A 24268-nucleotide genomic window follows, 5' to 3' on the forward strand; every position below is an offset into this window, starting at 1 on the left:
GTGTGTCAGCTCAGCATTCATTTACTGATCCACCGCATTCGCGAGCAAGCCCGCTCCCACAAGGGATCCGGGTTGGATGTGAGACTCCACCCGGACCATTCATCGCTGTCAGCCTTCGAGCTTGCTTTTCAGCAATTCGTTCACCTGTTGCGGGTTGGCCTTGCCTTTGGAGGCTTTCATCGCCTGGCCCACAAAGAAGCCGAACATCTTGCCGCGCTTGGCTTCGTCTGCCGCGCGGTATTGCTCGACCTGCTCGGCGTTGGCCGCGAGCATTTCATCCAGCACGGCCGAGATCGCGCCGCTGTCGGTGACTTGCTTGAGGCCACGCTTGTCGATGATCTCGTCAGCGTTGCCTTCGCCTGCGGCCATGGCTTCGAACACGGTCTTGGCGATCTTGCCGGAGATGGTGTTGTCCTTGATGCGCAGCAGCATGCCGCCCAGTTGCTCGGCCGTGACCGGGGCTTCGTCGATTTCCAGGCCCTGCTTGTTCAACAGGCTGCCCAGCTCAACCATCACCCAGTTGGCCGCCAGCTTGGCGTCACCGGCAATGCTCACGACTTTTTCGAAGTAGTTGGCTTGTTCGCGGCTGGAGGCCAGGACGCTGGCATCGTAGACCGACAGGCCGAACTGCTCCTGGAAGCGCTCGCGTTTCTGCTGCGGCAGTTCCGGCAGGGTGGCGCGCACGTCGTTGAGGAACGAGTCCTCGATGACCACCGGCAACAGGTCCGGGTCGGGGAAGTAACGGTAGTCGTTGGCTTCCTCCTTGCTGCGCATGGCGCGGGTTTCGTCTTTGTTCGGGTCGTACAGGCGGGTTTGCTGGATGACCTTGCCGCCGTCTTCGATCAGCTCGATCTGGCGACGCACTTCGCTGTTGATCGCCTTCTCGATGAAGCGGAACGAGTTGACGTTCTTGATCTCGCAGCGGGTGCCGTACTCGGCCTGGCCTTTTGGACGGATCGACACGTTGCAGTCGCAACGCAGCGAGCCTTCGGCCATGTTGCCGTCGCAGATGCCCAGGTAGCGCACCAGCGCGTGGATGGTCTTGACGTAGGCCACGGCTTCCTTGGCGCTGCGCATGTCCGGCTCGGAGACGATCTCCAGCAGCGGCGTGCCGGCGCGGTTCAGGTCGATACCGGTGGCGCCCGGAAATTCTTCATGCAGGCTCTTGCCGGCATCTTCTTCCAGGTGCGCGCGGGTCACACCGACGCGCTTGATGGTGCCGTCTTCCAGGGGGATGTCCAGGTGGCCCTTGCCGACGATCGGCAGTTCCATCTGGCTGATCTGGTAGCCCTTGGGCAGGTCCGGGTAGAAGTAGTTCTTGCGCGCGAACACGTTGTGCTGGCCGATCTCGGCGTCAATCGCCAGGCCGAACATCACCGCCATGCGCACCGCTTCCTGGTTCAGCACCGGCAAGACGCCGGGCATGCCCAGGTCGACCAGGCTGGCCTGGGTGTTGGGCTCGGAGCCGAACGTGGTGGCGCTACCGGAGAAAATCTTCGATTGGGTGGCGAGCTGGGTATGAATCTCCAGCCCGATCACGACTTCCCATTGCATAGTGTTCTCCTCAGAAGCCGGTAGGGGTGCGGGTGTGCCAGTCGGTGTGCAACTGGTACTGGTGCGCCACATTGAGCAGGCGGCCTTCCTGGAAATACGGGGCGAGCAACTGCACGCCGACCGGCAGGCCATCGACGAAACCGGCAGGCATGGACAAGCCCGGCAGGCCCGCGAGGTTGGCGGTGATGGTGTACAGGTCTTCGAGGTACGCAGCCACCGGGTCGCCATTCTTGGCGCCAAGCTTCCAGGCCGGGTTTGGCGTGGTTGGGCCGAGGATCACGTCGACTTCTTCAAAGGCTGCCATGAAGTCGTTCTTCACCAGGCGACGGATTTTTTGCGCCTTGAGGTAGTACGCGTCGTAGTAGCCGGCCGACAGGGCGTAGGCACCGACCATGATGCGCCGTTGTACTTCGGCACCGAAGCCTTCGCCACGGGAACGTTTGTACAGGTCGGTGAGGTCTTTCGGGTTTTCGCAGCGGTAGCCGAAGCGCACGCCGTCGAAACGCGACAGGTTGGACGAGGCTTCTGCCGGTGCGATCACGTAGTAGGCAGGAATCGCGTGCTGATTGTTCGGCAGGCTGATTTCCTTGATGACGGCGCCGAGCTTTTCCAGCTCCTTGACGCTGTTGTGCACCCGTTCGGCGATGCGTGGGTCGAGACCGGCGCTGAAGTATTCCTTCGGCACGCCGATGCGCAGGCCCTTGATCGAGGTGTTGAGGCTGGCGCTGTAGTCCGGCACCGGCTCGTCGATGCTGGTGGAGTCCTGTTTATCGAACCCGGCCATGCCTTGTAACAAAATCGCGCAGTCTTCGGCAGTGCGTGCCAACGGGCCGCCCTGATCGAGGCTGGACGCGTAGGCGATCATGCCCCAGCGGGAAACGCGACCGTAGGTCGGCTTCAGGCCGGTGAGGTTGGTGAACGCCGCTGGCTGGCGGATCGAACCGCCAGTGTCGGTGGCGGTGGCCGCTGGCAGGAAGCGCGCCGCCACGGCGGCAGCCGAACCACCGGACGAACCGCCCGGCACGTGCTCCAGGTTCCACGGGTTTTTCACCGCGCCGTAGTAGCTCGATTCGTTGGCCGAACCCATGGCGAATTCGTCCATGTTGGTCTTGCCCAGGGTCACGGCCCCGGCGGCAGCCAGCTTGGACACCACGGTGGCGTCGTAGGGCGCCTTGAAGTTGTCGAGCATCTTCGAGCCGCAACTGGTGCGAATGCCCTGGGTGCAGAACAAGTCCTTGTGGCCGATTGGAGCGCCCAGCAGTGCACCATTCTCACCGTTGGCGCGACGTGCGTCGGCGGCCTTGGCCTGGCTCAGGGCCAGCTCTTCGGTGAGGCTGATGAAGCTGTTGACCTTGGGATCGTGCTCGGCGATACGCGCCAGCAGGGTCTTGGTCAGCTCTTCGGAAGAAAACTTTTTGTCGGCGAGACCGCGGGCGATCTCGGCCAGAGTCATGTGATGCATGAAAGGCTCTTTCCCTTTAGTCGATGACTTTCGGAACCAGGTACAGGCCGTTTTCGACCGCTGGCGCGATGGACTGGTAGGCCTCGCGATTATTACTTTCTGTTACGACGTCTGCGCGCAGGCGCTGGCTGGCTTCCAGCGGGTGCGCCAGGGGCTCGATGCCGTCGGTATTCACGGCCTGCATTTGGTCAACCAGCCCGAGAATGCTGTTCAGGGCTGCGGTAATCGGTGGAAGATCGGCTTCAGCCAGGCCCAGGTGGGCGAGGTGAGCGATTTTTTCCACGTCGGAGCGGTCAAGCGCCATGGGATTCTCCAGTGGAAAACAGAACGGAGGGCGTCCGTGTGTTAGATTGTCGGAACACTACCGCATTTCTACGGTCATATGGCCGCGATTGTGGGGGTTGGTGCGTAGAAAGTCGGCCAATTTAGCACATTGGCGCCTTGCCCAAAATCCCTGTCGTTGTTAGAGTTTGCCGCACTTTTTTACCCACGCGTTGCCTAGGGTCCTTTCCCCATGTTCAAGAAACTGCGTGGCATGTTTTCCAGCGATCTTTCCATTGACCTGGGCACTGCCAACACCCTTATTTACGTGCGCGAGCGCGGTATCGTCCTGAATGAGCCATCGGTTGTGGCCATTCGGACCCATGGTAATCAGAAAAGTGTCGTTGCCGTCGGCACCGAGGCCAAGCGCATGCTCGGCCGTACACCAGGCAATATTGCTGCCATTCGTCCGATGAAAGACGGCGTGATCGCCGACTTCAGTGTCTGCGAGAAGATGCTGCAGTACTTCATCAACAAGGTTCACGAAAACAGTTTCCTGCAGCCCAGCCCTCGTGTGCTGATCTGCGTTCCGTGCAAGTCCACTCAGGTGGAGCGTCGCGCCATCCGTGAATCGGCCCTTGGCGCCGGTGCCCGTGAAGTGTTCCTGATCGAAGAGCCAATGGCTGCTGCGATCGGTGCCGGCCTGCCGGTTGAAGAAGCCCGCGGTTCGATGGTGGTGGATATCGGTGGTGGTACCACTGAAATCGCCCTGATCTCCCTGAACGGTGTGGTGTATGCCGAATCCGTACGCGTGGGCGGCGACCGCTTCGACGAAGCGATCATTACTTATGTGCGTCGCAACTACGGCAGCCTGATCGGTGAATCCACCGCAGAGCGCATCAAGCAGGAAATCGGTACCGCTTACCCGGGCGGCGAAGTGCGCGAAGTCGATGTGCGCGGTCGCAACCTGGCCGAAGGCGTTCCACGTGCCTTCACCCTGAACTCCAATGAAGTGCTGGAAGCTCTGCAAGAGTCCCTGGCCACCATCGTTCAGGCTGTGAAAAGCGCCCTGGAGCAATCGCCGCCGGAACTGGCGTCCGACATCGCCGAGCGTGGCCTGGTGCTGACCGGTGGTGGCGCCTTGCTGCGCGACCTCGACAAGCTGCTGGCCCAAGAGACTGGCCTGCCGGTGATCGTCGCCGAAGACCCGCTGACCTGCGTTGCCCGTGGCGGTGGTCGTGCACTGGAAATGATGGATAAACACACCATGGACCTGCTCTCCAGCGAATAAGCTGCGTTGAGCGGAACATGCTTGGCCAACAGGCAGCACTTTGCAGTGCTGCCTGTTGGCGTTTATCTTCTTCAATCTGCATCCAGGCCGGTTAGAAGCCGTATGAATAAAGAAAACATTTGCCTGGGAGGAGCGGCTTATTAAACCGCTTTTTGCCAAAGGCCCCTCATTGGGCGTGCGCCTGCTGGTGCTGGTCGTGCTTTCGGTCGCGCTGATGGTGGTCGATGCCCGTTTTGCATTGCTCAAGCCCGTGCGCAGCCAGATGTCGCTGGTGTTGATGCAGACCTACTGGATCACCGACCTGCCGCAACGTCTCTACCAGGGCGTGGCCAGCCAATTTGGCAGCCGCACCGAACTGGTCGCCGAGAACGAAAAACTCAAGACTGAAAACCTGCTGTTGCAGGGGCGCATGCAAAAGCTCGCTGCCCTTACCGAGCAGAACGTTCGGCTGCGCGAGTTGCTCAACTCCTCGGCGCTGGTCAATGAAAAGGTCGAAGTCGCCGAGTTGATCGGCATGGACCCGAATCCGTTCACCCATCGCATCATCATCAACAAGGGTGAGCGCGACGGTGTGGTCCTTGGCCAGCCGGTGCTCGACGCCCGTGGCCTGATGGGCCAGGTGGTCGAGTTGATGCCCTACACCTCGCGGGTACTGCTGCTGACGGACACCACCCACAGCATTCCGGTGCAGGTCAACCGCAACGGCTTGCGGGCGATTGCCAGCGGCACCGGCAACCCGGAGCGCCTGGAATTGCGCCACGTGGCCGATACCGCCGACATCAAGGAAGGCGACCTGCTGGTCAGCTCCGGCCTGGGTCAGCGGTTCCCGGCGGGTTATCCGGTGGCGACGGTCAAGGAAGTGATCCACGATTCCGGGCAGCCGTTTGCCATCGTCCGCGCCGTGCCGACTGCCGCCCTGAACCGCAGCCGCTACCTGCTGCTGGTGTTCAGCGACAACCGCACGCCGGAAGAGCGCGCCAATGAGGCCGCCCAGGCCCAGGAAGCGGAAGACAAGCAGAACGGCACCGCGCCGATTGTGCCTGCGACCGTGCCCAAGCCTGCCGCTGCTGTACCGGCCACACCTGCGGCCGTTCCCGCGCCTATTGCGACGCCCGTCAAGCCGGCTGCGCACCCGGTCAAGCCAGCGGCCACCAAACCACCGGCTTCGGCGCCCGCCACTGCAACACCGGCGACTAAACCGCCTGCCACGGCCCCGGCTGCCCGCCCAGCGGCAACGGCCCCGGCAACCACGCGGCAGAGGGAGGAATAATGGCCGGTACTCATTCGCGCAATGGCTGGATCGTCTGGCTGACCTTCGCGGTCGGCTTGCTGCTCAGCGTTTCACCCTTGCCGCAATTCATGGAAATCCTGCGCCCGCTGTGGCTGGCATTGCTGCTGGCGTTCTGGGCGCTGAACCTGCCGCATAAAATCGGCATGGTCACCGCGCTGTTTCTGGGCTTGGCGGAAGATGTGCTGTATGGCACCTTGCTGGGCCAGAACGCGCTGATCCTCACGCTGATCACGTTCCTGGTGCTGTCGTTGCAGCAGCGTTTGCGGATGTTCCCGATGTGGCAGCAGTGCCTGGTGATCCTCGTGATCTTCGGCCTGGCGCAGCTTGTACAGTTGTGGCTCAGCGCCTTGACCGGCAATCGCCAGCCGACCCTGGCGTTGGTGCTGCCGGCGTTGGTGAGTGCGCTGCTATGGCCATGGATCAGTTTTGGCCTGCGTGGGTTACGTCGTCGCTATAAAATCAATTGAATGGATTGCGAGGCTCTGCCTGGTTATCGAGCCCTACAGGGAGAGTCTGCATGAATTCGCTTTATCTGGCCTCGGGCTCTCCGAGGCGGCGTGAACTGCTGGCCCAGATCGGTGTGCCTTTCACCGCTGTCAGCGCCGCCATTGATGAAACCCCTCTTACAAATGAATCCGCCGTTTCCTACGTCGAGCGTCTTGCGCGCGGCAAGGCAGCGTCGGGTTTGGCTGCGCTTGCAAACACCTGCGGCGCCTGCGTGCTAGGCGCTGACACGGCGGTGATCGTGGACGGCAAGATCCTCGGTAAACCGGTGGATCAGGCGGATGCGCTGGCGATGTTGATGGCCCTGGCGGGGCGTGAACATGAAGTCCTCACCGCCATTTCGCTCACCGACGGCCAGCGTTGCGAAACCGTTTGTGTAAGCAGTCGTGTACGTTTTCGCGCTATTACTGTCGAGGAAGCTACAACCTACTGGCACAGTGGCGAACCCCAGGACAAGGCAGGCGGCTATGCTATTCAAGGGCTTGGATCGGTGTTTGTCGCCGGGCTCAATGGCAGCTATTCCGCCGTGGTAGGCCTGCCGGTGTGCGAAACCGCGCAACTGCTCGACCAATTCGGCATACCCTGTTGGCAAAACCTTACCGCGCGCTGAACGCCTTACTCCAGCGCCCAGCCATAAGCGATCGGTCACTATTGTGAAAACGCCTGAACGAGACCCAGCCATGAGTGAAGAGATTCTGATCAATATCACGCCGATGGAATCGCGCGTGGCGGTGGTAGAGAACGGTGTTCTGCAAGAAGTGCACGTCGAGCGTACCCAAAAGCGCGGGATCGTCGGCAATATCTACAAAGGCAAGGTGGTACGCGTACTGCCGGGGATGCAGGCGGCATTCGTCGATATCGGCCTGGATCGTGCCGCATTTATCCATGCCTCGGAAATTTCCCTGCGCGAAGGCCCTGCTGTGGAAAGCATCAGCGCCCTGGTGCATGAAGGGCAGAGCCTGGTGGTGCAAGTCACCAAGGACCCCATCGGTTCCAAAGGCGCACGCCTGACCACGCAACTGTCGATTCCGTCGCGCTACCTGGTGTACATGCCGCGTACCGCCCATGTCGGCATTTCCCTTAAGATCGAAGACGAAGCCGAGCGTGAGCGCCTGAAAAAGGTAGTCAGCGACTGCGTGGCCGCCGAAGGCATCAAGGAAGCCGGCGGGTTTATCCTGCGCACGGCCGCCGAAGGTGCTGGTGGCGATGAAATCCTCATGGACATTCGCTACCTGCGACGCCTGTGGGACCAGATTGGCGCACAGATCAAGACCATCGGCGCGCCGAGTGTGATCTATGAAGACCTCGGCCTGGCCCTGCGCACGCTGCGTGACCTGGTCAGCCCGAAGATTGAGAAAATTCGCATCGACTCGCGGGAAACCTTCCAGCGCACCACGCAATTTGTTGCCGAGCTGATGCCGGAAATTGCTGATCGCCTGGAGCATTACCCGGGTGAGCGGCCGATCTTTGACCTGTACGGCGTCGAAGACGAAATCCAGAAAGCCCTGGAACGCAAAGTGCCACTTAAGTCCGGTGGCTACCTGGTGGTGGACCCGGCGGAAGCCATGACCACCATCGACGTGAACACCGGCGCGTTCGTCGGGCATCGCAACCTCGAAGAAACCATCTTCAAGACCAACCTCGAAGCCGCCACCGCGATTGCCCGTCAGCTGCGCCTGCGCAACCTGGGCGGCATCATCATCATCGACTTCATCGACATGGAAGATGAAGAGCACCAGCGCCAGGTGCTGCGCACCTTGGAGAAGCAGCTGGAGCGCGATCACGCCAAGACCAATATCATCGGCATCACCGAGCTGGGCCTGGTGCAGATGACCCGCAAGCGCACCCGCGAAAGCCTTGAGCAAGTGCTGTGCGAGCCGTGCAGCAGTTGCCAGGGACGCGGTAAGTTGAAGACCCCGGAAACGGTTTGCTACGAGATTTTCCGGGAAATCTTACGAGAGGCGCGAGCCTACCAGGCCGAAGGTTATAGAGTGCTTGCCAACCAGAAAGTGGTCGATCGACTGCTGGATGAAGAGTCCGGCAACGTCGCGGAATTGGAGGGGTTTATCGGGCGCACGATTCGTTTCCAGGTGGAAACCATGTATTCCCAGGAACAATACGACGTGGTGCTGCTCTGATCCCCATTCGCTTTCTATTTACTGCCTTGAGGGTCGCCTGACATGGAGCGTCTGATACGCTTTTTTGCCGCTTTGACCCGTTGGGGCCTGGGCCTCTGTGCGCTGTTGCTGGTCCTGGCGGCGGTGTATGTGAGCCTGGGTCGCGAATTGACCCCGCTGGTGGCCGAATACCGTGCCGAAGTCGAAGCCAAGGCCCAGGCGGCAGTGGACATGCCCCTGCACATTGGCAGCCTCGAAGGCCGCTGGAGCGGCTTTGCGCCTGTACTCTTGGCCCACGACGTCATGGTGGGCGAGGGCAGCAGTGCCTTGCGCCTGGACCAGGTCGAAGTGGTGCCGGATGTCTGGGCCAGCCTGATGGCCCGTGAAGTGCGCATCGCCCACCTGGAAGTCAGCGGCCTGCAACTGAGCGTCAAGGAAGACAAGGACGGCCACTGGGCGCTGCAAGGCCTGCCGGTGCAGGATGAGCAACCGCTGGACCCGCAGCAATTGCTGCAGCGCATGCAGATGGTCAAGCGCTTGTCGTTGCTCGACAGCCAGGTCACCTTGCAACCCTTCGACCAGCCACCGTTGACCCTGACCTACGTCGGCCTGAGCCTGCATACCGGCATCACCCGCCAACGCCTGGACGCGCGCCTGACCCTGCCCGACGGCCAGCCCCTGGCGTTGAGTGTGCGCACGCGGATTCGCGCCAGCCAATGGCAGGACGGCGAAGTCCAGGCCTACTTGAGCCTGCCGCAGAGCGACTGGGCCAAGTGGATTCCTGCCCGGCTGACGCAGCAGTGGAAACTCAGCCAATTCAAGGCCGGTGGCGAATTCTGGCTGACCTGGGCCAAGGGCACCGTGCAAAGTGCGGTGGTGCGCCTCAACTCGCCACAGGTGAAGGGCAGCTACGCCGAGCGCAAGCCGGTGCACATTGAAAACCTTGCGCTCAACGCCTACCTGCAACGCAGTGATACGGGCCTCAAAGTGGTGTTCGACTCGCTGGCGATGAACCTCGGGGAGACCCGCTGGGAATCGCGCCTGCAATTGCAGCAGAGCCTAGCCACCGACAAGGACCAGGAAACCTGGAAACTCCAGGCCGACCGCCTGGACCTGACCCCCATCACGCCGCTGTTGAATGCCCTGGCACCGCTACCAGAGGGGTTTGCCAAAACCATCGAACACTTGAAGGCCACGGGCCTGCTGCGCAATGTGCTGGTGGACTTCCGCCCCCAGGACACCACGGATCAAAAAGTCAGTTTTGCCGCCAACCTCGAGCGTGTCGGTTTTGATGCCTACTTCGGCGCACCGGCGGCGCGTAACGTTTCCGGCAGCATCAGCGGTGACCTGGGCCATGGCGAGTTGCGCATGGACAGCAAGGATTTCTCCCTGCACCTCGATCCGATCTTCGCCAAGCCCTGGCAGTACATCCAGGCCAATGCCCGGCTGACTTGGAAGCTGGATAAAGAAGGCTTCACCCTGATCGCGCCGTATATCAAGGTGCTGGGCGAAGAAGGCAAGGTCGCCGCCGACTTCCTGATCCGCCTGCATTTTGACCACAGCCAGGAAGACTACATGGACCTGCGGGTCGGCATGGTCGATGGCGATGGGCGCTTCACCCCCAAATACCTGCCGGCGGTGTTGAGCCCGGCGCTGGATGAATGGCTGCGTACGGCGATTCTCAAGGGCGCGGTTGACGAGGGTTTCTTCCAGTACCAGGGCTCGCTGAACCACGACGCATTGCCGGCCTCGCGCAATATCAGCCTGTTCTTCAAGGTGCATGACGCCGAGCTGGCGTTCCAGCCGGGCTGGCCCCATGTGAGCAAGGTCAAGGGCGAAGTGTTTGTCGAGGAAAGCGGCGTGCGCATCCTCGCCAGCAAGGGGCAGTTGCTCGACACCAAGGTCAAGGATATCTACGTCAATATTCCCCATGCGCCTGCTGGCAAGGACAGCCATTTGCTGCTCACCGGTGGTTTCGCCGGTGGCTTGGGCGATGGCCTGAAGATCTTGCAGGAAGCGCCGATTGGTACGGCTGCAACCTTTGCCGGCTGGAAGGGCGAGGGCGACCTGCAAGGCAGCCTGGACCTGGATGTGCCGCTGGCCAAGGGCACCGAGCCGAAAATCGTGGTGGACTTCAAGACCGACAAGGCGCGCCTGCAACTGGCCGAGCCCACACTGGACCTGACCCAGCTCAAGGGCGATTTCCGTTTCGACAGTGCCAAGGGCCTCAGCGGCCAGAACATCACCGCCCAGGCGTTTGACCGACCGATCAGCGCGCAGATCTTTGCCGACGGCAAGCCTGGAAAAATCAGCACCCGAGTGACGGCCAGGGGCCAGGTGACGGTCAAGCGACTGACGGACTGGTTGAAAGTCAGCCAGCCGTTGCCAGTGTCCGGCGACATTCCTTACCAGTTGCAACTGAACCTGGATGGGGCCGACAGCCAGCTGATGGTCAGCTCCAACCTCAAGGGCGTAGCGGTGGATTTGCCGGCCCCTTTCGGCATGCCGGCCAGCCAGGGGCGTGACAGCGTGTTCCGCATGACCCTGCAGGGCAATGAGCGGCGCTACTGGTTCGACTATGGCGAGTTGGCGAATTTCACCTTTGCCGCGCCGCCGGACAAGTTCAACGAAGGCCGTGGCGAGCTGTTCCTCGGTGATGGCGATGCGCTGCTGCCCACGGTCAAAGGCTTGCGCATTCGCGGGGTCTTGTCGGAGCTGGACATCGACCCGTGGAAAAAACTCGTCGACCGTTATGCCGGCAATGACCCGGGCGGTAGCGCCAAGCAGTTGCTCAGTGGCGCCGACTTCAAGGTCGGTAAGCTGACCGGTTTTGGCACCCGGTTCGACCAGGTCAAACTGCAGCTGGACCGCAAGCCCGCCGCCTGGGCCTTGCAGCTCGACAGCCAGCAGGCCAAGGGCAGCGTCAACCTGCCGGACGCCAAGGCCGCGCCGATTGCGATCAACCTGCAATACGTGAAATTGCCGGCGGTGGACCCGAGTGTCCAGGCCGACGAAAACGCGCCGGACCCCTTGGCCGACATCGATCCCAAGGACATTCCCGCGCTGGATATCGCCATAGATCAACTGTTCCAGGGGCCGGACCTGATCGGTGCCTGGTCGCTGAAGATCCGCCCGACGACCAAGGGCCTGACCTTCAATAACCTGGACCTGGGTCTCAAGGGCATGCAGCTCAAGGGCGACGGCGGCTGGGAAGGCGCGCCGGGGACCAGCAGCAGTTGGTACAAGGGACGCCTGGACGGCAAGAATATCGGCGATGTGCTCAAGGGCTGGGGTTATGCGCCGACCGTGACGAGCAAGGACTTCCATCTGGACGTGGATGGTCGCTGGCCGGGTTCGCCGGCCTACGTGGGGCCAAAGCGTTTTTCCGGCAGCCTGAATGCGACATTCCGTGATGGCCAGTTTGTTGAGGTGGAGGGTGGTGCCCAGGCGCTGCGCGTGTTTGGCCTGCTCAACTTCAACTCCATCGGCCGCCGGCTGCGCCTGGACTTTTCCGACTTGCTCGGCAAGGGCTTGAGCTACGACCGGGTCAAGGGTTTGTTGGCGGCGAGCAACGGCGTATTTGTCACCCGCGAGCCGATCACCATGACCGGGCCATCGACCAACCTGGAGCTTAACGGCACCCTGGACCTGGTGGCTGACCGTGTCGACGCCAAGCTGCTGGTGACGTTGCCGGTCACCAACAACTTGCCGATTGCCGCGCTGATCGTGGGCGCGCCGGCGATTGGCGGTGCGTTGTTCCTGATCGACAAGCTGATCGGTGACCGTGTGTCGCGCTTTGCCAGCGTGCAATACAAAGTGGAAGGGCCCTGGAAGGACCCGAAAATCACCTTCGACAAGCCATTTGAAAAGCCAAACTGAGAGCCTGTGGCGTAGCATGGCCGCACGCCCATTACGGAGAGTCGGCCCATGTCCTTTGCGGTAATTCAAATGGTCAGCCAGAGCGATGTGCTGGCCAATCTGGCCCAGGCCCGGCGCCTGCTTGAGCAAGCGGCGGCGGGCGGTGCGAAGCTGGCCGTGCTGCCGGAAAATTTCGCCGCCATGGGCCGCCGTGATGTGGCCGACATCGGCCGCGCCGAGGCGTTGGGCGAAGGCCCGATCCTGCCGTGGTTGAAACAGACCGCCCGCGACCTCACCTTATGGATAGTGGCCGGCACCTTGCCGTTGCCGCCCAAGGATCAGCCGGACGCCAAGTCCAACGCCTGCTCGCTGCTGGTCGATGACCGCGGCGAAATCGTTGCCCGTTACGACAAGCTGCACCTGTTTGATGTGGATGTTGCCGATGCGCGCGGTCGTTATCGCGAATCCGACGACTATGCTTTCGGGAGCAATGTGGTGGTGGCGGATACGCCGGTGGGGCGCTTGGGCCTGACGGTGTGTTATGACCTGCGCTTCCCCGAGCTGTACAGTGAATTACGGGCGGCGGGGGCTGAACTGATTACCGCGCCGTCGGCCTTCACCGCGGTGACCGGCGCCGCGCACTGGGACGTGCTGATTCGCGCGCGCGCCATCGAAACCCAGTGCTACCTGCTGGCGGCGGCCCAGGGCGGTGTGCATCCGGGGCCACGGGAAACCTACGGCCACGCAGCGATTGTCGACCCGTGGGGGCGTGTGCTGACACAACAGGATCAAGGCGAAGCGGTGTTGTTGGCCGAACGCGACAGCAGTGAACAAGCGTCGATACGGGCGCGCATGCCGGTGGTCAACCATCGGCGCTTTTTCTCGCAGGGCGCACAGCGGCCTGCTTCGGAACGATGAATTTAAGGCCAAACCTATGAGCGAGTTGTTGTCCTCAGTCAGTGAACACCTCCTGGCACCCGGTGGCGTGACCATCGAAAGCTTGCAAACCGTACTCGGCGATCTGGCCGGGCCGGGTATCGACGCGGCCGACCTGTATTTCCAGGGGCAGATTTCCGAGTCCTGGGCCCTCGAAGACGGCATCGTCAAGGAAGGCAGCTTCAACCTGGACCAGGGTGTAGGCGTGCGCGCGCAATCCGGTGAAAAAACCGGTTTTGCCTACAGCAATGCCATCACGCTGGAAGCCCTGGGCCTGGCGGCGCGTGCGGCGCGTTCGATCTCCCGTGCGGGCCAGAACGGCACCGTGCAGGCGTTTACCACCCAGGACGTGGCGCAGTTGTATGGGCCGGATAACCCGCTGGAAGTCATCAGCCGTGCGGAGAAGGTCGAGTTGCTCAAGCGTGTCGACGCTGCAACCCGCGCCCTTGATCCACGTATCCAGCAAGTCACCGTGAGCATGGCCGGTGTGTGGGAACGCATCCTGGTGGCGTCCACCGACGGCAGCCTGGCGGCGGATGTGCGGCCGCTGGTGCGTTTCAATGTCAGTGTGATCGTCGAGCAGAACGGCCGCCGTGAGCGCGGCGGACATGGCGGCGGCGGGCGTACCGACTACCGTTATTTCCTCAGCGATGACCGCGCCATGGGGTATGCCCGTGAAGCGCTGCGCCAGGCCCTGGTCAACCTGGAAGCCATTCCGGCGCCGGCCGGTACGTTGCCGGTGGTGTTGGGCTCGGGTTGGTCCGGCGTGCTGCTGCACGAAGCCGTGGGCCATGGCCTGGAAGGCGACTTCAACCGCAAGGGCAGTTCCGCCTACAGCGGGCGCATGGGCGAGAGGGTTGCGTCCAAGCTGTGCACCATTGTTGATGACGGCACGTTGGCTGGCCGACGTGGCTCGCTGAGTGTGGACGATGAAGGTACGCCGACCGAGTGCACCACGCTGATCGAAAACGGCGTGCTCAAGGGCTATATGCAAGACAAGCTCAACGCACGCCTGATGGGCGTTGCGCGCACCGGCAACGGTCGTCGCGAGTCCTACGCGCACCTGCCGATGCCGCGCATGACCAACACCTACATGCTCGCCGGCGAAAGCGACCCGGCGGAGATCATCGCTTCGGTGAAACGCGGGATCTACTGCGCGAACCTTGGCGGCGGCCAGGTGGATATCACCAGCGGCAAGTTCGTGTTCTCCACCAGCGAGGCGTACCTGATCGAAGACGGCAAGATTACCGCGCCGGTCAAAGGCGCAACGTTGATTGGCAACGGGCCGGAAGCCATGAGCAAGGTTTCGATGGTCGGTAACGACCTGTCGCTGGACAGCGGCGTGGGCACGTGCGGCAAGGATGGGCAGTCGGTGCCGGTGGGTGTCGGCCAGCCAACGCTGAAAATTGATGCGATCACCGTGGGTGGCACGGGCTCGTAGGAAGGATGGAGCTTCGGGTGGCGAAGGTTCGCCACCCGGGGAAGAGGATCAGCGCAGACCGCGTTGAGTCTCGTCCAGCTCACGGATGTACTTGAAGATTTTACGGCTGGTGGCTGGCGCCTTGTTATGCGCCTGCTCATGTTGGGCTTGGCGGATCAGGGAGCGCAGTTGCTGGCGGTCCGCGTCCGGGTAGTCCAGCACGAATTTCTCCAGCACGGCGTCATCGCCCGCGATCAGGCGGTCACGCCAACGTTCCAGGTTATGGAAGCGTTCGTTGTACTGGCGAGTGGAGGCATCGGTTTGATCGAGCAGGGCGAGAATGGCGTCAGTGTCCTGATCGCGCATCAGCTTGCCGATAAACATGATGTGCCGTTTACGCGCGATATTCGCGGTGTGCTTGGGTGCATCCGCCAGCGCCCGGCGCATTTCGTCGGTCAGGGGCAGTTTGGCAATCAAGTCTTTCTTGAGCGTTGTAAGGCGCTCGCCAAGGTCAACCAGAGCATGCAGCTCACGTTTGACCTGGGTTTTGCTTTTCTCCCCATCGAGGGAGTCGTCGTAAGAATCAACCATGGTGGCAGTCCGCAAAGAAACGCCGCCATGATAACCAGTCGGGGGCCGCTTGTCCGGCCCGGTCGCTCGATGGCCTTAACCGAAAGCAGAATTTGAGTGGAGAAAACCATGAGTGCAGCCCAAAGCGTCGGTCCGCAAGCGTTACCGGCACTGCAGGAACAAGTCGAGCAGATCCTTGCCGAGGCCAAGCGCCAGGGGGCCAGTGCCTGTGAAGTGGCCGTGTCGCTGGAGCAGGGGTTGTCGACGTCGGTACGTCAGCGCGAAGTGGAAACCGTTGAGTTCAACCGTGACCAGGGCTTTGGCATCACCCTCTACGTGGGGCAGCGCAAAGGTTCGGCCAGTACTTCGGCCAGCGGCCCGGAAGCGATTCGCGAGACCGTCGCCGCCGCGTTGGCGATTGCCAAGCACACCTCCGAGGATGAAAGCTCGGGCTTGGCCGACAAGGCGCTGATGGCCAAGGACTTGAAGGACTTCGACCTGTTCCATGAATGGGACATCACCCCGGAGCAGGCCATTGAGTTGGCACTGACCTGCGAAGCCGCCGCGTTCGATGCAGATGCCCGCATCAAGAACGCCGATGGCACCACGTTGAGCACGCATCAAGGTTGCCGCGTGTACGGCAACAGCCACGGTTTTGTCGGCGGTTATGCCTCCACCCGCCATAGCTTGAGCTGCGTGATGATCGCTGAAGCCAACGGCCAGATGCAGCGCGACTACTGGTACGACGTAAGCCGCCAGGGCGAGTTGCTGGCGGACCCGGCCAGCATTGGCCAGCGTGCCGCGCAACGTGCCGCCAGCCGCTTGGGCGCGCGCCCGGTGCCAACGTGCGAAGTGCCGGTGCTGTTTTCGGCAGAGTTGGCCGGTGGTTTGTTCGGCAGTTTCCTCAGCGCGATTTCCGGCGGCAACCTGTACCGCAAGTCGTCGTTCCTCGAGGGCGCTATCGGGCAGAAGCTGTTCCCGGAGTGGTTGACCCTCGATGAGCGTCCGCACCTGATGCGCGCCATGGGTAGCTCGGCGTTTGACGGCGATGGCCTGGCGACCTATGCCAAACCGTTCGTCGAAAACGGCGAGTTGGTGTCCTATGTGCTGGGGACGTACTCCGGCCGCAAGCTCGGCCTGCCAAGCACGGCCAACTCCGGTGGTGTGCACAACCTGTTCGTCACCCATGGCGATGAAGACCAGGCGGCGTTGCTGCGTCGCATGGGGCGTGGCCTGCTGGTGACGGAGTTGATGGGCCATGGCCTGAACATGGTGACCGGTGATTACTCCCGGGGGGCGGCGGGCTTCTGGGTGGAAAACGGCGAGATCCAGTTCGCCGTCCAGGAAGTGACCATCGCCGGCAATATGCGCGACATGTTCAAGCAAATTGTCGCGGTCGGTAACGATCTGGAACTGCGCAGCAACATTCGCACCGGCTCGGTGCTGATCGAGCGGATGACAGTCGCCGGCAGCTGATCCCACCGACGCTTCATCTAAAAAGGCGCGCCATCTCAACGATGGCGCGCCTTTTTTTGTGGCTGCGTTGCAGGCAGATTAATCTGTCACTCTTGTTTTGATTCTCAATATCATTTAATAATAAATATCATTACCGGATGAGTGTGGATCATGAGTTCAGTCCTGCATGAGGATCCTTACCTGGAGAGCTGGCGCTGGATGAGTCGACAGATTCGCTGCGGCCTCAACCCCGACGAGCCGCGCCTGATCGAGCACTACCTCAACGAGGGTCGCTACCTGGCGTGCTGCACCGCGACCCATCCGTGGACGATCGCTGAAACCTCATTCCGCCTGCTGCTCGACACCGCCAGCGACATCGCGCTGCCTTGGCATTGGCGCTCCATGTGCCTGGACCAGGCCTGGCGGCCCCTGCGTGACCTGGAAAAACTCTCTCACTGTGCCTGCCGCCTCAAGCGTTGGCAGAGCTTCGCGTGGCGATTGGCGACCTGCGAATTGCTGCCCTCGATTTCTGTTTCTGACCTGGTGCAAGGATCTAACGATGAGTAACACCCGTATCGAACGCGACAGCATGGGCGAACTGCAAGTGCCGGCCGAGGCCTTGTATGGCGCACAAACCCAGCGCGCGGTGAACAACTTCCCGATCAGCCATCAGCGTATGCCCGCGCAATTCATTCGCGCCCTGATCCTCGCCAAGGCCGCCGCGGCCAAGGCCAACGTCGACCTCAAGCAAATCACCGAAGGGCAGGGCAAGGCCATCGTCGATGCCGCCCAGGGCTTGCTCGAAGGCGACTTCATGCAGCACTTCCCGGTGGATATTTTCCAGACCGGCTCCGGCACCAGCTCCAACATGAACGCCAACGAAGTGATCGCGACCCTGGCCAGCCGTTTGCTGGGCGAGGCGGTCAACCCCAATGACCACGTGAACTGCGGCCAAAGCAGCAACGACATCATTCCGACCACCATCCACGTCAGCGCTGCGCTGGTCCTGCACGAGCAAACCCTGCCGGCGTTGCTGCACCTGGTGCAGGTGATTGAGCGCAAGGCCGAGGAAGTCCACCCGTTCATCAAGACCGGCCGCACGCATCTGATGGACGCCATGCCGGTGCGCATGAGCCAGGTACTCAATGGCTGGGCACAACAACTCAAGGCCAACATCGGTCACTTGCAGGATTTGCTCCCGAGCTTGCAGGCCTTGGCCCAGGGCGGCACGGCGGTCGGCACCGGGATCAACGCCCACCCGGAATTCGCCGCGCGCTTCAGCCAGCAGTTGAGCAGCCTGACCGACGTGACCTTCACGCCGGGCAAGAACCTGTTTGCGCTGATTGGCTCCCAGGACACTGCCGTCGCCGTCTCCGGCCAGTTGAAAGCCACCGCCGTGTCGCTGATGAAGATTGCCAACGACCTGCGCTGGATGAACTCCGGCCCACTCGCGGGCCTGGGTGAAATCGAGCTGGAAGGCCTGCAGCCGGGCTCTTCGATCATGCCGGGCAAGGTCAATCCGGTGATCCCGGAAGCCACCGCGATGGTCGCCGCCCAAGTCATCGGCAATGACACGGTCATCACCGTTGCAGGCCAATCCGGCAACTTCGAGCTGAACGTGATGCTGCCGATCATCGCCCAGAACCTGCTCGGCAGCCTCGAACTGCTGGCCAATTCCAGCCGCTTGCTGGCGGACAAGGCCATCGCCACCTTCAAGGTCAACGAAGCCAAGCTCAAGGAGGCGCTGTCGCGCAACCCGATCCTGGTCACCGCACTCAACCCGATCATTGGCTACCAAAAGGCCGCTGAAATCGCCAAGAAAGCCTATCAACAAGGCCGCCCGGTGATCGATGTGGCGCTTGAGCACACCGACTTGCCCCGCAGCCAACTGGAAGTCCTGCTGGACCCGGAAAAGCTCACGGCCGGCGGCGTGTAATCACCGACCCTGCTTTGGAGGCGCACCATGGAGCACTGGAAACGCACGATCGAACGGGCCAATCGCTGCTTTATGCAGGGCGAACTGGTGGACGCTCGCGAGGCCTATTTGCAAGCCCTGGCCCTGGCCCAAGTGTTGTTCGAACGCTGGGCGGATGCCGACGAAGCAGTGGCGGCTTGCGTCATTTCCCATCACAACCTGGCGGACCTGCACCTGCGCCTGAACCAGCCGGAGGAAAGCGCGGAATACCTCTGTGCTATCCACCAGCGCCTGCTGCAGGCCATGCAGGACCCGCGCCTGACCCCGCAATTGCGTGAGGCGGCGCTGCGCCAGAGCAGTAAGACCTACGTCGAACTGTTGAACTTCATCAGCGATCACGGCGAGTACCCGCGTACCCATCGCCTGCTGGGTGGTACCGCGGCGCAACAGGATGCGTCGACCCGCAACAGTCCTTATTACGGAGCACATTGAAATGTCCTACACCTTGCCTGCCTTGCCTTACGCCTACGACGCCCTGGAACCGCACATCGATGCGCAAACCATGGAGATTCACTACACCAAGCACCACCAGACCTACATCAACAACCTCAACGCCGCTGTCGAGGGCACCGAATTCGCGGGCTGGCCGGTCGAGAAGCTGGTGGCCAGCGTGCAGCAACTGCCGGAAAAACTGCGTGCCGCCGTTATCAACCAAGGTGGCGGCCATGCCAACCACTCGTTGTTCTGGGCGGTGATGTCGCCCAAAGGCGGCGGCAAGCCTGAAGGCGCGCTGGCCAAGGCTATCGATGAGCAAGTGGGTGGTTTCGACAGCTTCAAGGAAGCCTTCACCAAGGCCGCGTTGACCCGTTTCGGCAGTGGCTGGGCCTGGCTCAGTGTGACCCCGCAAAAGACCCTGGTGGTGGAAAGCAGCGGAAACCAGGACAGCCCGCTGATGAACGGCAATACACCGATCCTCGGCCTGGACGTGTGGGAGCACGCCTACTACCTGCGGTATCAGAATCGTCGCCCGGAATACATCAACGCCTTCTACAGCGTCATCAACTGGCCGGAAGTCGCCGAACGCTATCAAGCCGCCTTGGCCTGATATTGACCACCATAACAAGATCTAAGGCCGACTATGGGCACTGAAACACTGGCGATCAGCAGCGGGCGGATGTTTCGTTATGCGTTTGGCTCGCTGCTGCTATTGGCAGGTACTGCATTGCTGGTAGCCCACGGGCTGGACTCGCTGAACCTGGAGCCGCGCATTCTGCGCGCCCTGCAAGGCGGATCGATTTGCGCACTGGGCACGGCGCTTGGCGCGGTGCCCGTCCTGGTCATTCGACGGATGCCGGTCGCGCTGAGCGACACGTTGCTGGGTTTTGGTGCCGGGGTGATGCTGGCGGCGACCGCTTTTTCGCTGATCGTGCCGGGGATCGCCGCCGCTGAAAGCCTGGGGCTCACGCCCTGGGGCGCCAGTGGGTTGATGAGCTTCGGCATCATGCTGGGCGCGTTCGGGCTGTATCTGGTGGATCGCAAGGTCTCTGGGGCGAGCCCGGAAATGTTGGTGGGCACACCGGATCACCCGGTGATACCGCCGCGTATCTGGCTGTTCGTGTTTGCCATCATTGCCCATAACATCCCGGAAGGCATGGCGGTGGGGGTTTCGGCAGGCGGCGGTATGCCTGATGCCGACAGCCTGGCCATGGGCATTGCCTTGCAGGATGTGCCCGAAGGCCTGGTGATTGCCTTGGTATTGGCCGGGGCAGGGATGTCGCGGGTCAAGGCGTTCCTGATCGGTGCGGCCTCAGGTTTGGTCGAGCCGGTATTTGCCGTGCTGTGTGCCTGGTTGGTGAGCCTGGCAGAGGTGCTGCTGCCGCTCGGGCTGGCCCTGGCAGCCGGGGCGATGTTGCTGGTGGTGACTCACGAAGTGATCCCCGAATCGCGACGCAACGGTCACGAAAAGCTGGCCAGCCTGGGGTTGTGTATCGGTTTTTGCTTGATGATGGTGATGGATACCGCACTGGGCTGAAGTCGTTGCGACTTCACGCCCGCCTCAGAGGGTGAGTTTACTCACCCTCATCAAAGAAGTTGTTGATCAGCGCCACCAGGGCGTCCATCGCTTCCTGCTCTTGCTCGCCCTCTGTCTTCAGGTGAATCCTGGTGCCCTTGCCGGCGGCCAGCATCATCATGGCCATGATGCTTTTGCCGTCGACCATGGATTCCGGGGTGCGCCCCGCACGGATCTGGCAAGGGAACTGCCCGGCAACGCCGACGAACTTCGCAGAGGCCCGGGCATGCAAGCCCAGCTTGTTGATGATTTCAATTTCCAGAGCGGGCATCGCGGGGGTGATCCTTTCAGCTAAGGTCGCGGTGGCGAACCTGGACGTTCTTGAGGGTTTGTTGCAGCACCTGGCCCAGGCGTTCGGTCAGGTAGACCGAGCGGTGGTGGCCGCCGGTGCAGCCAATGGCAATGGTGACATACGCCCGATTGCTCGCGGCAAAGCGCGGCAGCCATTTGAGCAGGTAGCTGGAGATATCCTGGAACATCTCCTCGACATCCGGTTGCGCCGCCAGGTACTCGGCCACGGGCTGGTCCAGCCCGGACTGCTCACGCAGCTCGGGTTTCCAATAGGGGTTCGGCAGGCAGCGCACATCGAACACCAGGTCGGCATCCACCGGCATGCCACGCTTGAAGCCAAACGACTCGACGAGGAACGCCGTGCCAGGCTCCGGCTGGTTCAGCAGGCGCAGCTTGATGGCGTCGCGCAGCTGGTACAGGTTGAGGCTGGTGGTGTTTATTTTCAGGTCGGCGAGGTCGATGATCGGCCCCAGCAACTTGGTTTCGTCTTCGATGGCTTCCGCCAGGGAACGATGTGGGCTGCTGAGGGGGTGGCGCCGGCGGGTTTCGGAAAAGCGCTTGAGCAGTGTCTCTTCGTCGGCGTCCAGGTACAGCACATCACAACTGATGTGCTTGGCACGTACTTCTTCGAGCAGTTGGGGGAACCGCTCAAGGTGACTGGGCAGGTTGCGGGCATCGATCGACACGGCAACCAGGGGTTGCGCCAGTTCGGTATGGATCAGCGCACGTTCCGCCAACTCCGGCAGCAAGCCGGCAGGCAGGTTGTCGATGCAGTAGAAACCGTTGTCCTCAAGAACATTGAGGGCGGTGCTTTTACCCGAGCCGGAGCGGCCGCTGACGATGATCAAACGCATGATTACTGCCCGTTCTGTTCATCCAGGACAACCTGGTACAGCGCCTCGTTGCTGCTGGCGCTGCGCAGTTTGTCGCGTACTTCCTTGCGGTCGAGCATGCTGGCGATCTGACGGAGCAGTTCCAGGTGTGCATCGGTGGCGGCTTGCGGGACCAGCAGAACGAACAGCAGGTCAACCGGTGCGCCGTCGATGGCGTCGAAATCGATGGGAGCTTCCAGGTGCAGCAAGGCGCTGACGGGTGTCTCGCAGCCTTTGAGGCGGCAGTGGGGGATGGCGATGCCGTTGCCAAAACCGGTGGAACCCAGTTTTTCACGGGCAATCAGCGCGTCGAAGACATCTTGCATCTCCAGATCTGGCACTTCGCGCGCGATCAGGTTGGCAATTTGTTCGAGTGCTTTCTTTTTACTGCCGCCCGGCACGTTCACGAGGGAACGGCCGGGGGTCAGGATGGTTTCAAGTCGAATCATGGGTGGGGAGTGTTAGCGGCCGGTGCCCTGGAGAAGGCTCTGCTGCTTTTCCTTATGCTTTTTGATTTGGCGATCCAGCTTGTCGGTCAGGTCGTCAATGGCGGCATACATATCTGAATGCTCGGCATTGGCGACTACTTCCCCGCCGGGTATACGCAAGGTGGCTTCGATTTTCTGCTTCAGCTTTTCGACAGTCATGATGACTTGCACGTTGGTGATCTTGTCGAAATGCCCCTCAATTCTTTTGAGTTTTTCGCCGATATAGGCGCGCAGCGGTTCGGTCACTTCCAGTTGGTGTCCACTGATGTTGACTTGCATACAGCTTCTCCTTCGTTGCCAGTGCATAAAGCGGTGGGCAGGAATACCCACCACTGGAACGCTATGGCCCGCCCGTCACATCAAACGCTTACGCTCGCTGGAAGGCGCGATCCCGAGGGACTCGCGGTACTTGGCGACGGTTCGACGGGCGACCTGAATGCCTTGTGCCTCCAGTAAACCAGCGATCTTACTGTCACTCAATGGCTTTTTCTGATTTTCCGCGGCAACCAGTTTTTTGATGATCGCGCGGATCGCCGTGGACGAGCATTCGCCGCCTTCGGAGGTGCTGACGTGGCTGGAGAAAAAGTATTTCAGCTCATAAATACCCCGTGGGGTATGCATGAACTTTTGCGTGGTCACCCGTGAAATCGTCGATTCGTGCATGCCGACCGCTTCGGCGATGTCATGCAGCACCAACGGCTTCATCGCTTCGTCGCCGTATTCCAGGAAGCCGCGCTGGTGCTCGACGATCTGCGTGGCGACTTTCATCAGGGTTTCGTTGCGGCTCTGCAGGCTCTTGATGAACCAGCGGGCCTCCTGCAACTGGTTGCGCATGAAGGTGTTGTCGGCGCTGGTGTCGGCGCGGCGCACAAAGCCCGCGTATTGCGGGTTGACCCGCAGGCGTGGCACCGACTCCTGGTTCAGCTCCACCAGCCAGCGTTCGTTGTCCTTGCGCACGATCACGTCAGGGACCACGTATTCGGCTTCGCTGGACTCGATCTGCGAGCCAGGGCGCGGGTTGAGGCTCTGCACCAGCTCGATGACCTGGCGCAGGTCGTCTTCCTTGAGCTTCATGCGGCGCATCAACTGGCTGTAGTCGCGGCTGCCCAGCAGGTCGATGTAATCCGTGACCAGGCGCTGGGCTTCGGCGAGCCAAAGGGTCTTGGCCGGCAGTTGGCGCAATTGCAGCAGCAGGCATTCGCTGAGGGTGCGGGCGCCGATACCGGCGGGCTCGAACTGCTGGATGCGGTGCAGGACGGCTTCGATCTCGTCCAGTTCGATGTCCAGTTCCGGGTCGAACGCTTCGAGGATCTCCTCCAGCGTCTCGTCCAGGTAGCCCTGGTTATTGATGCAATCGATCAGGGTCACGGCGATCAGGCGATCGGTGTCCGACATCGGCGCGAGGTTCAGTTGCCACAGCAGATGGCTCTGCAGGCTCTCGCCGGCGGAGGTGCGGGTGGTGAAGTCCCACTCGTCGTCATCGTTGCTGGGCAGGCTGCTGGCGCTGGTCTGGTAGACGTCTTCCCAGGCGGTGTCCACGGGAAGCTCGTTGGGAATGCGTTCGTTCCATTCGCCTTCTTCCAGGTTATCCACCGTCGGGGCGGTTTCCTGGTAGGAGGGTTCTTGCACGTCGGAGTTGGGTTTTTGCTCGATGTTGTCAGCCAGCGGGTCTGCATTATCGAAGTCGTCGCCTTCTTCCTGGCGTTCGAGCATCGGATTGGACTCCAGGGCCTCCTGGATTTCCTGTTGCAGGTCCAGGGTCGACAATTGGAGCAGGCGGATGGCCTGTTGCAGCTGCGGTGTCATCGTCAGCTGCTGGCCCATTCTCAGGACTAGCGATGGTTTCATGGCAGGGGCTTAACACCTTATTCGCCGGCGCAATGCGCCATCCACGACAGGGCGCGTGAGCGCC

Annotated in this window: 23 protein-coding genes; 14 read left to right on the forward strand and 9 right to left on the reverse strand. The window is 61.5% G+C overall.

Going from position 1 to position 24268, the window contains the following annotated elements:
- Positions 1-108: 108 nt before the first annotated feature.
- The 3 genes from gatB to gatC are packed head-to-tail and all read right to left on the reverse strand — an operon-like array spanning position 109 to position 3320.
- Positions 109-1554 carry an Asp-tRNA(Asn)/Glu-tRNA(Gln) amidotransferase subunit GatB gene (gene gatB, locus NUV89_RS10850; protein WP_017738776.1) on the reverse strand — a complete coding sequence of 482 codons (1446 nt, stop codon included), beginning with the start codon at positions 1552-1554 and terminating at the stop codon, positions 109-111.
- 10 nt (positions 1555-1564) lie between these two features.
- A complete protein-coding gene (gene gatA / locus NUV89_RS10855; protein WP_257781294.1) occupies positions 1565-3016 on the reverse strand; it encodes an Asp-tRNA(Asn)/Glu-tRNA(Gln) amidotransferase subunit GatA in 1452 nt (483 codons plus the stop codon).
- 16 nt (positions 3017-3032) lie between these two features.
- A complete protein-coding gene (gene gatC, locus NUV89_RS10860) occupies positions 3033-3320 on the reverse strand; it encodes an Asp-tRNA(Asn)/Glu-tRNA(Gln) amidotransferase subunit GatC (RefSeq protein WP_017738774.1) in 288 nt (95 codons plus the stop codon).
- A 210-nt stretch (positions 3321-3530) separates the two neighbouring features.
- On the opposite strand from gatC, the gene mreB reads away from it, so the two are divergent.
- From mreB to tldD, 8 genes are all read left to right on the forward strand, one after another.
- Positions 3531-4568 (forward strand): rod shape-determining protein MreB, encoded by a 1038-nt coding sequence (gene mreB, locus NUV89_RS10865; RefSeq protein ID WP_002555108.1) that lies wholly within the window; start codon positions 3531-3533, stop codon positions 4566-4568.
- A 139-nt stretch (positions 4569-4707) separates the two neighbouring features.
- Complete coding sequence (gene mreC / locus NUV89_RS10870) at positions 4708-5838, forward strand: rod shape-determining protein MreC (RefSeq protein ID WP_257781310.1); 1131 nt, start codon at positions 4708-4710, stop codon at positions 5836-5838.
- Complete coding sequence (gene mreD, locus NUV89_RS10875) at positions 5838-6326, forward strand: rod shape-determining protein MreD (RefSeq protein WP_017738772.1); 489 nt, start codon at positions 5838-5840, stop codon at positions 6324-6326. Before mreC ends, mreD begins: the two co-directional genes overlap by 1 nt.
- Positions 6327-6376: 50 nt before the next feature.
- Positions 6377-6973: a nucleoside triphosphate pyrophosphatase gene (locus NUV89_RS10880; protein WP_257781295.1), complete on the forward strand. Its 597-nt coding sequence runs from the start codon at positions 6377-6379 to the stop codon at positions 6971-6973.
- 70 nt (positions 6974-7043) lie between these two features.
- Positions 7044-8501, forward strand: coding sequence for a ribonuclease G (gene rng, locus NUV89_RS10885; protein ID WP_078740732.1), 1458 nt, complete (start codon positions 7044-7046; stop codon positions 8499-8501).
- A 42-nt stretch (positions 8502-8543) separates the two neighbouring features.
- Positions 8544-12359 carry a YhdP family protein gene (locus NUV89_RS10890; RefSeq protein WP_257781296.1) on the forward strand — a complete coding sequence of 1272 codons (3816 nt, stop codon included), beginning with the start codon at positions 8544-8546 and terminating at the stop codon, positions 12357-12359.
- Positions 12360-12407: 48 nt separating this feature from the next.
- The gene (locus NUV89_RS10895; RefSeq protein ID WP_257781297.1) at positions 12408-13256 is read left to right on the forward strand and encodes a carbon-nitrogen hydrolase family protein; all 849 of its coding nucleotides are present in this window, start codon (positions 12408-12410) and stop codon (positions 13254-13256) included.
- 16 nt (positions 13257-13272) lie between these two features.
- Positions 13273-14715 (forward strand): metalloprotease TldD, encoded by a 1443-nt coding sequence (gene tldD / locus NUV89_RS10900; protein WP_257781298.1) that lies wholly within the window; start codon positions 13273-13275, stop codon positions 14713-14715.
- Positions 14716-14763: 48 nt separating this feature from the next.
- Here tldD and yjgA read toward each other — a convergent pair whose 3' ends face one another.
- Positions 14764-15285: a ribosome biogenesis factor YjgA gene (gene yjgA, locus NUV89_RS10905; RefSeq protein WP_017738766.1), complete on the reverse strand. Its 522-nt coding sequence runs from the start codon at positions 15283-15285 to the stop codon at positions 14764-14766.
- Positions 15286-15393: 108 nt separating this feature from the next.
- Between yjgA and pmbA the strand changes: the two genes are divergently transcribed.
- The 6 genes from pmbA (at position 15394) to NUV89_RS10935 (ending at position 20666) form a co-directional block, all read left to right on the forward strand.
- The gene (pmbA, locus tag NUV89_RS10910; RefSeq protein WP_257781299.1) at positions 15394-16740 is read left to right on the forward strand and encodes a metalloprotease PmbA; all 1347 of its coding nucleotides are present in this window, start codon (positions 15394-15396) and stop codon (positions 16738-16740) included.
- 150 nt (positions 16741-16890) lie between these two features.
- Positions 16891-17286, forward strand: a complete 396-nt coding sequence (locus NUV89_RS10915; protein ID WP_257781300.1) for a FagA protein — start codon at positions 16891-16893, stop codon at positions 17284-17286.
- Positions 17279-18655 carry a lyase family protein gene (locus NUV89_RS10920; RefSeq protein WP_257781301.1) on the forward strand — a complete coding sequence of 459 codons (1377 nt, stop codon included), beginning with the start codon at positions 17279-17281 and terminating at the stop codon, positions 18653-18655. Before NUV89_RS10915 ends, NUV89_RS10920 begins: the two co-directional genes overlap by 8 nt.
- Before the next feature lie 27 nt (positions 18656-18682).
- A complete protein-coding gene (locus NUV89_RS10925; protein ID WP_207040061.1) occupies positions 18683-19126 on the forward strand; it encodes a hypothetical protein in 444 nt (147 codons plus the stop codon).
- A gap of 1 nt (position 19127) precedes the next feature.
- The gene (locus tag NUV89_RS10930; RefSeq protein ID WP_257781302.1) at positions 19128-19739 is read left to right on the forward strand and encodes a superoxide dismutase; all 612 of its coding nucleotides are present in this window, start codon (positions 19128-19130) and stop codon (positions 19737-19739) included.
- 33 nt (positions 19740-19772) lie between these two features.
- Complete coding sequence (locus tag NUV89_RS10935) at positions 19773-20666, forward strand: ZIP family metal transporter (RefSeq protein ID WP_257781303.1); 894 nt, start codon at positions 19773-19775, stop codon at positions 20664-20666.
- Positions 20667-20703: 37 nt separating this feature from the next.
- Here the strand turns inward: NUV89_RS10935 and NUV89_RS10940 are convergent, their stop codons facing one another.
- From NUV89_RS10940 to NUV89_RS10960, 5 genes are all read right to left on the reverse strand, one after another.
- On the reverse strand, positions 20704-20976 hold the full coding sequence (locus tag NUV89_RS10940; RefSeq protein WP_017738759.1) for an HPr family phosphocarrier protein: 273 nt from the start codon (positions 20974-20976) through the stop codon (positions 20704-20706).
- 16 nt (positions 20977-20992) lie between these two features.
- Positions 20993-21850 carry an RNase adapter RapZ gene (rapZ, locus tag NUV89_RS10945; protein WP_257781304.1) on the reverse strand — a complete coding sequence of 286 codons (858 nt, stop codon included), beginning with the start codon at positions 21848-21850 and terminating at the stop codon, positions 20993-20995.
- A 2-nt stretch (positions 21851-21852) separates the two neighbouring features.
- Positions 21853-22317: a PTS IIA-like nitrogen regulatory protein PtsN gene (ptsN, locus tag NUV89_RS10950; protein WP_061435337.1), complete on the reverse strand. Its 465-nt coding sequence runs from the start codon at positions 22315-22317 to the stop codon at positions 21853-21855.
- A gap of 12 nt (positions 22318-22329) precedes the next feature.
- Positions 22330-22635 carry a ribosome hibernation-promoting factor, HPF/YfiA family gene (hpf, locus tag NUV89_RS10955; protein WP_010170586.1) on the reverse strand — a complete coding sequence of 102 codons (306 nt, stop codon included), beginning with the start codon at positions 22633-22635 and terminating at the stop codon, positions 22330-22332.
- Between the two features lie 75 nt (positions 22636-22710).
- A complete protein-coding gene (locus tag NUV89_RS10960) occupies positions 22711-24204 on the reverse strand; it encodes an RNA polymerase factor sigma-54 (RefSeq protein ID WP_026137049.1) in 1494 nt (497 codons plus the stop codon).
- Positions 24205-24268: the final 64 nt, after the last annotated feature.

The sequence above is a fragment of the Pseudomonas sp. 18.1.10 genome (assembly GCF_024655625.1).
Lineage (GTDB): Bacteria > Pseudomonadota > Gammaproteobacteria > Pseudomonadales > Pseudomonadaceae > Aquipseudomonas.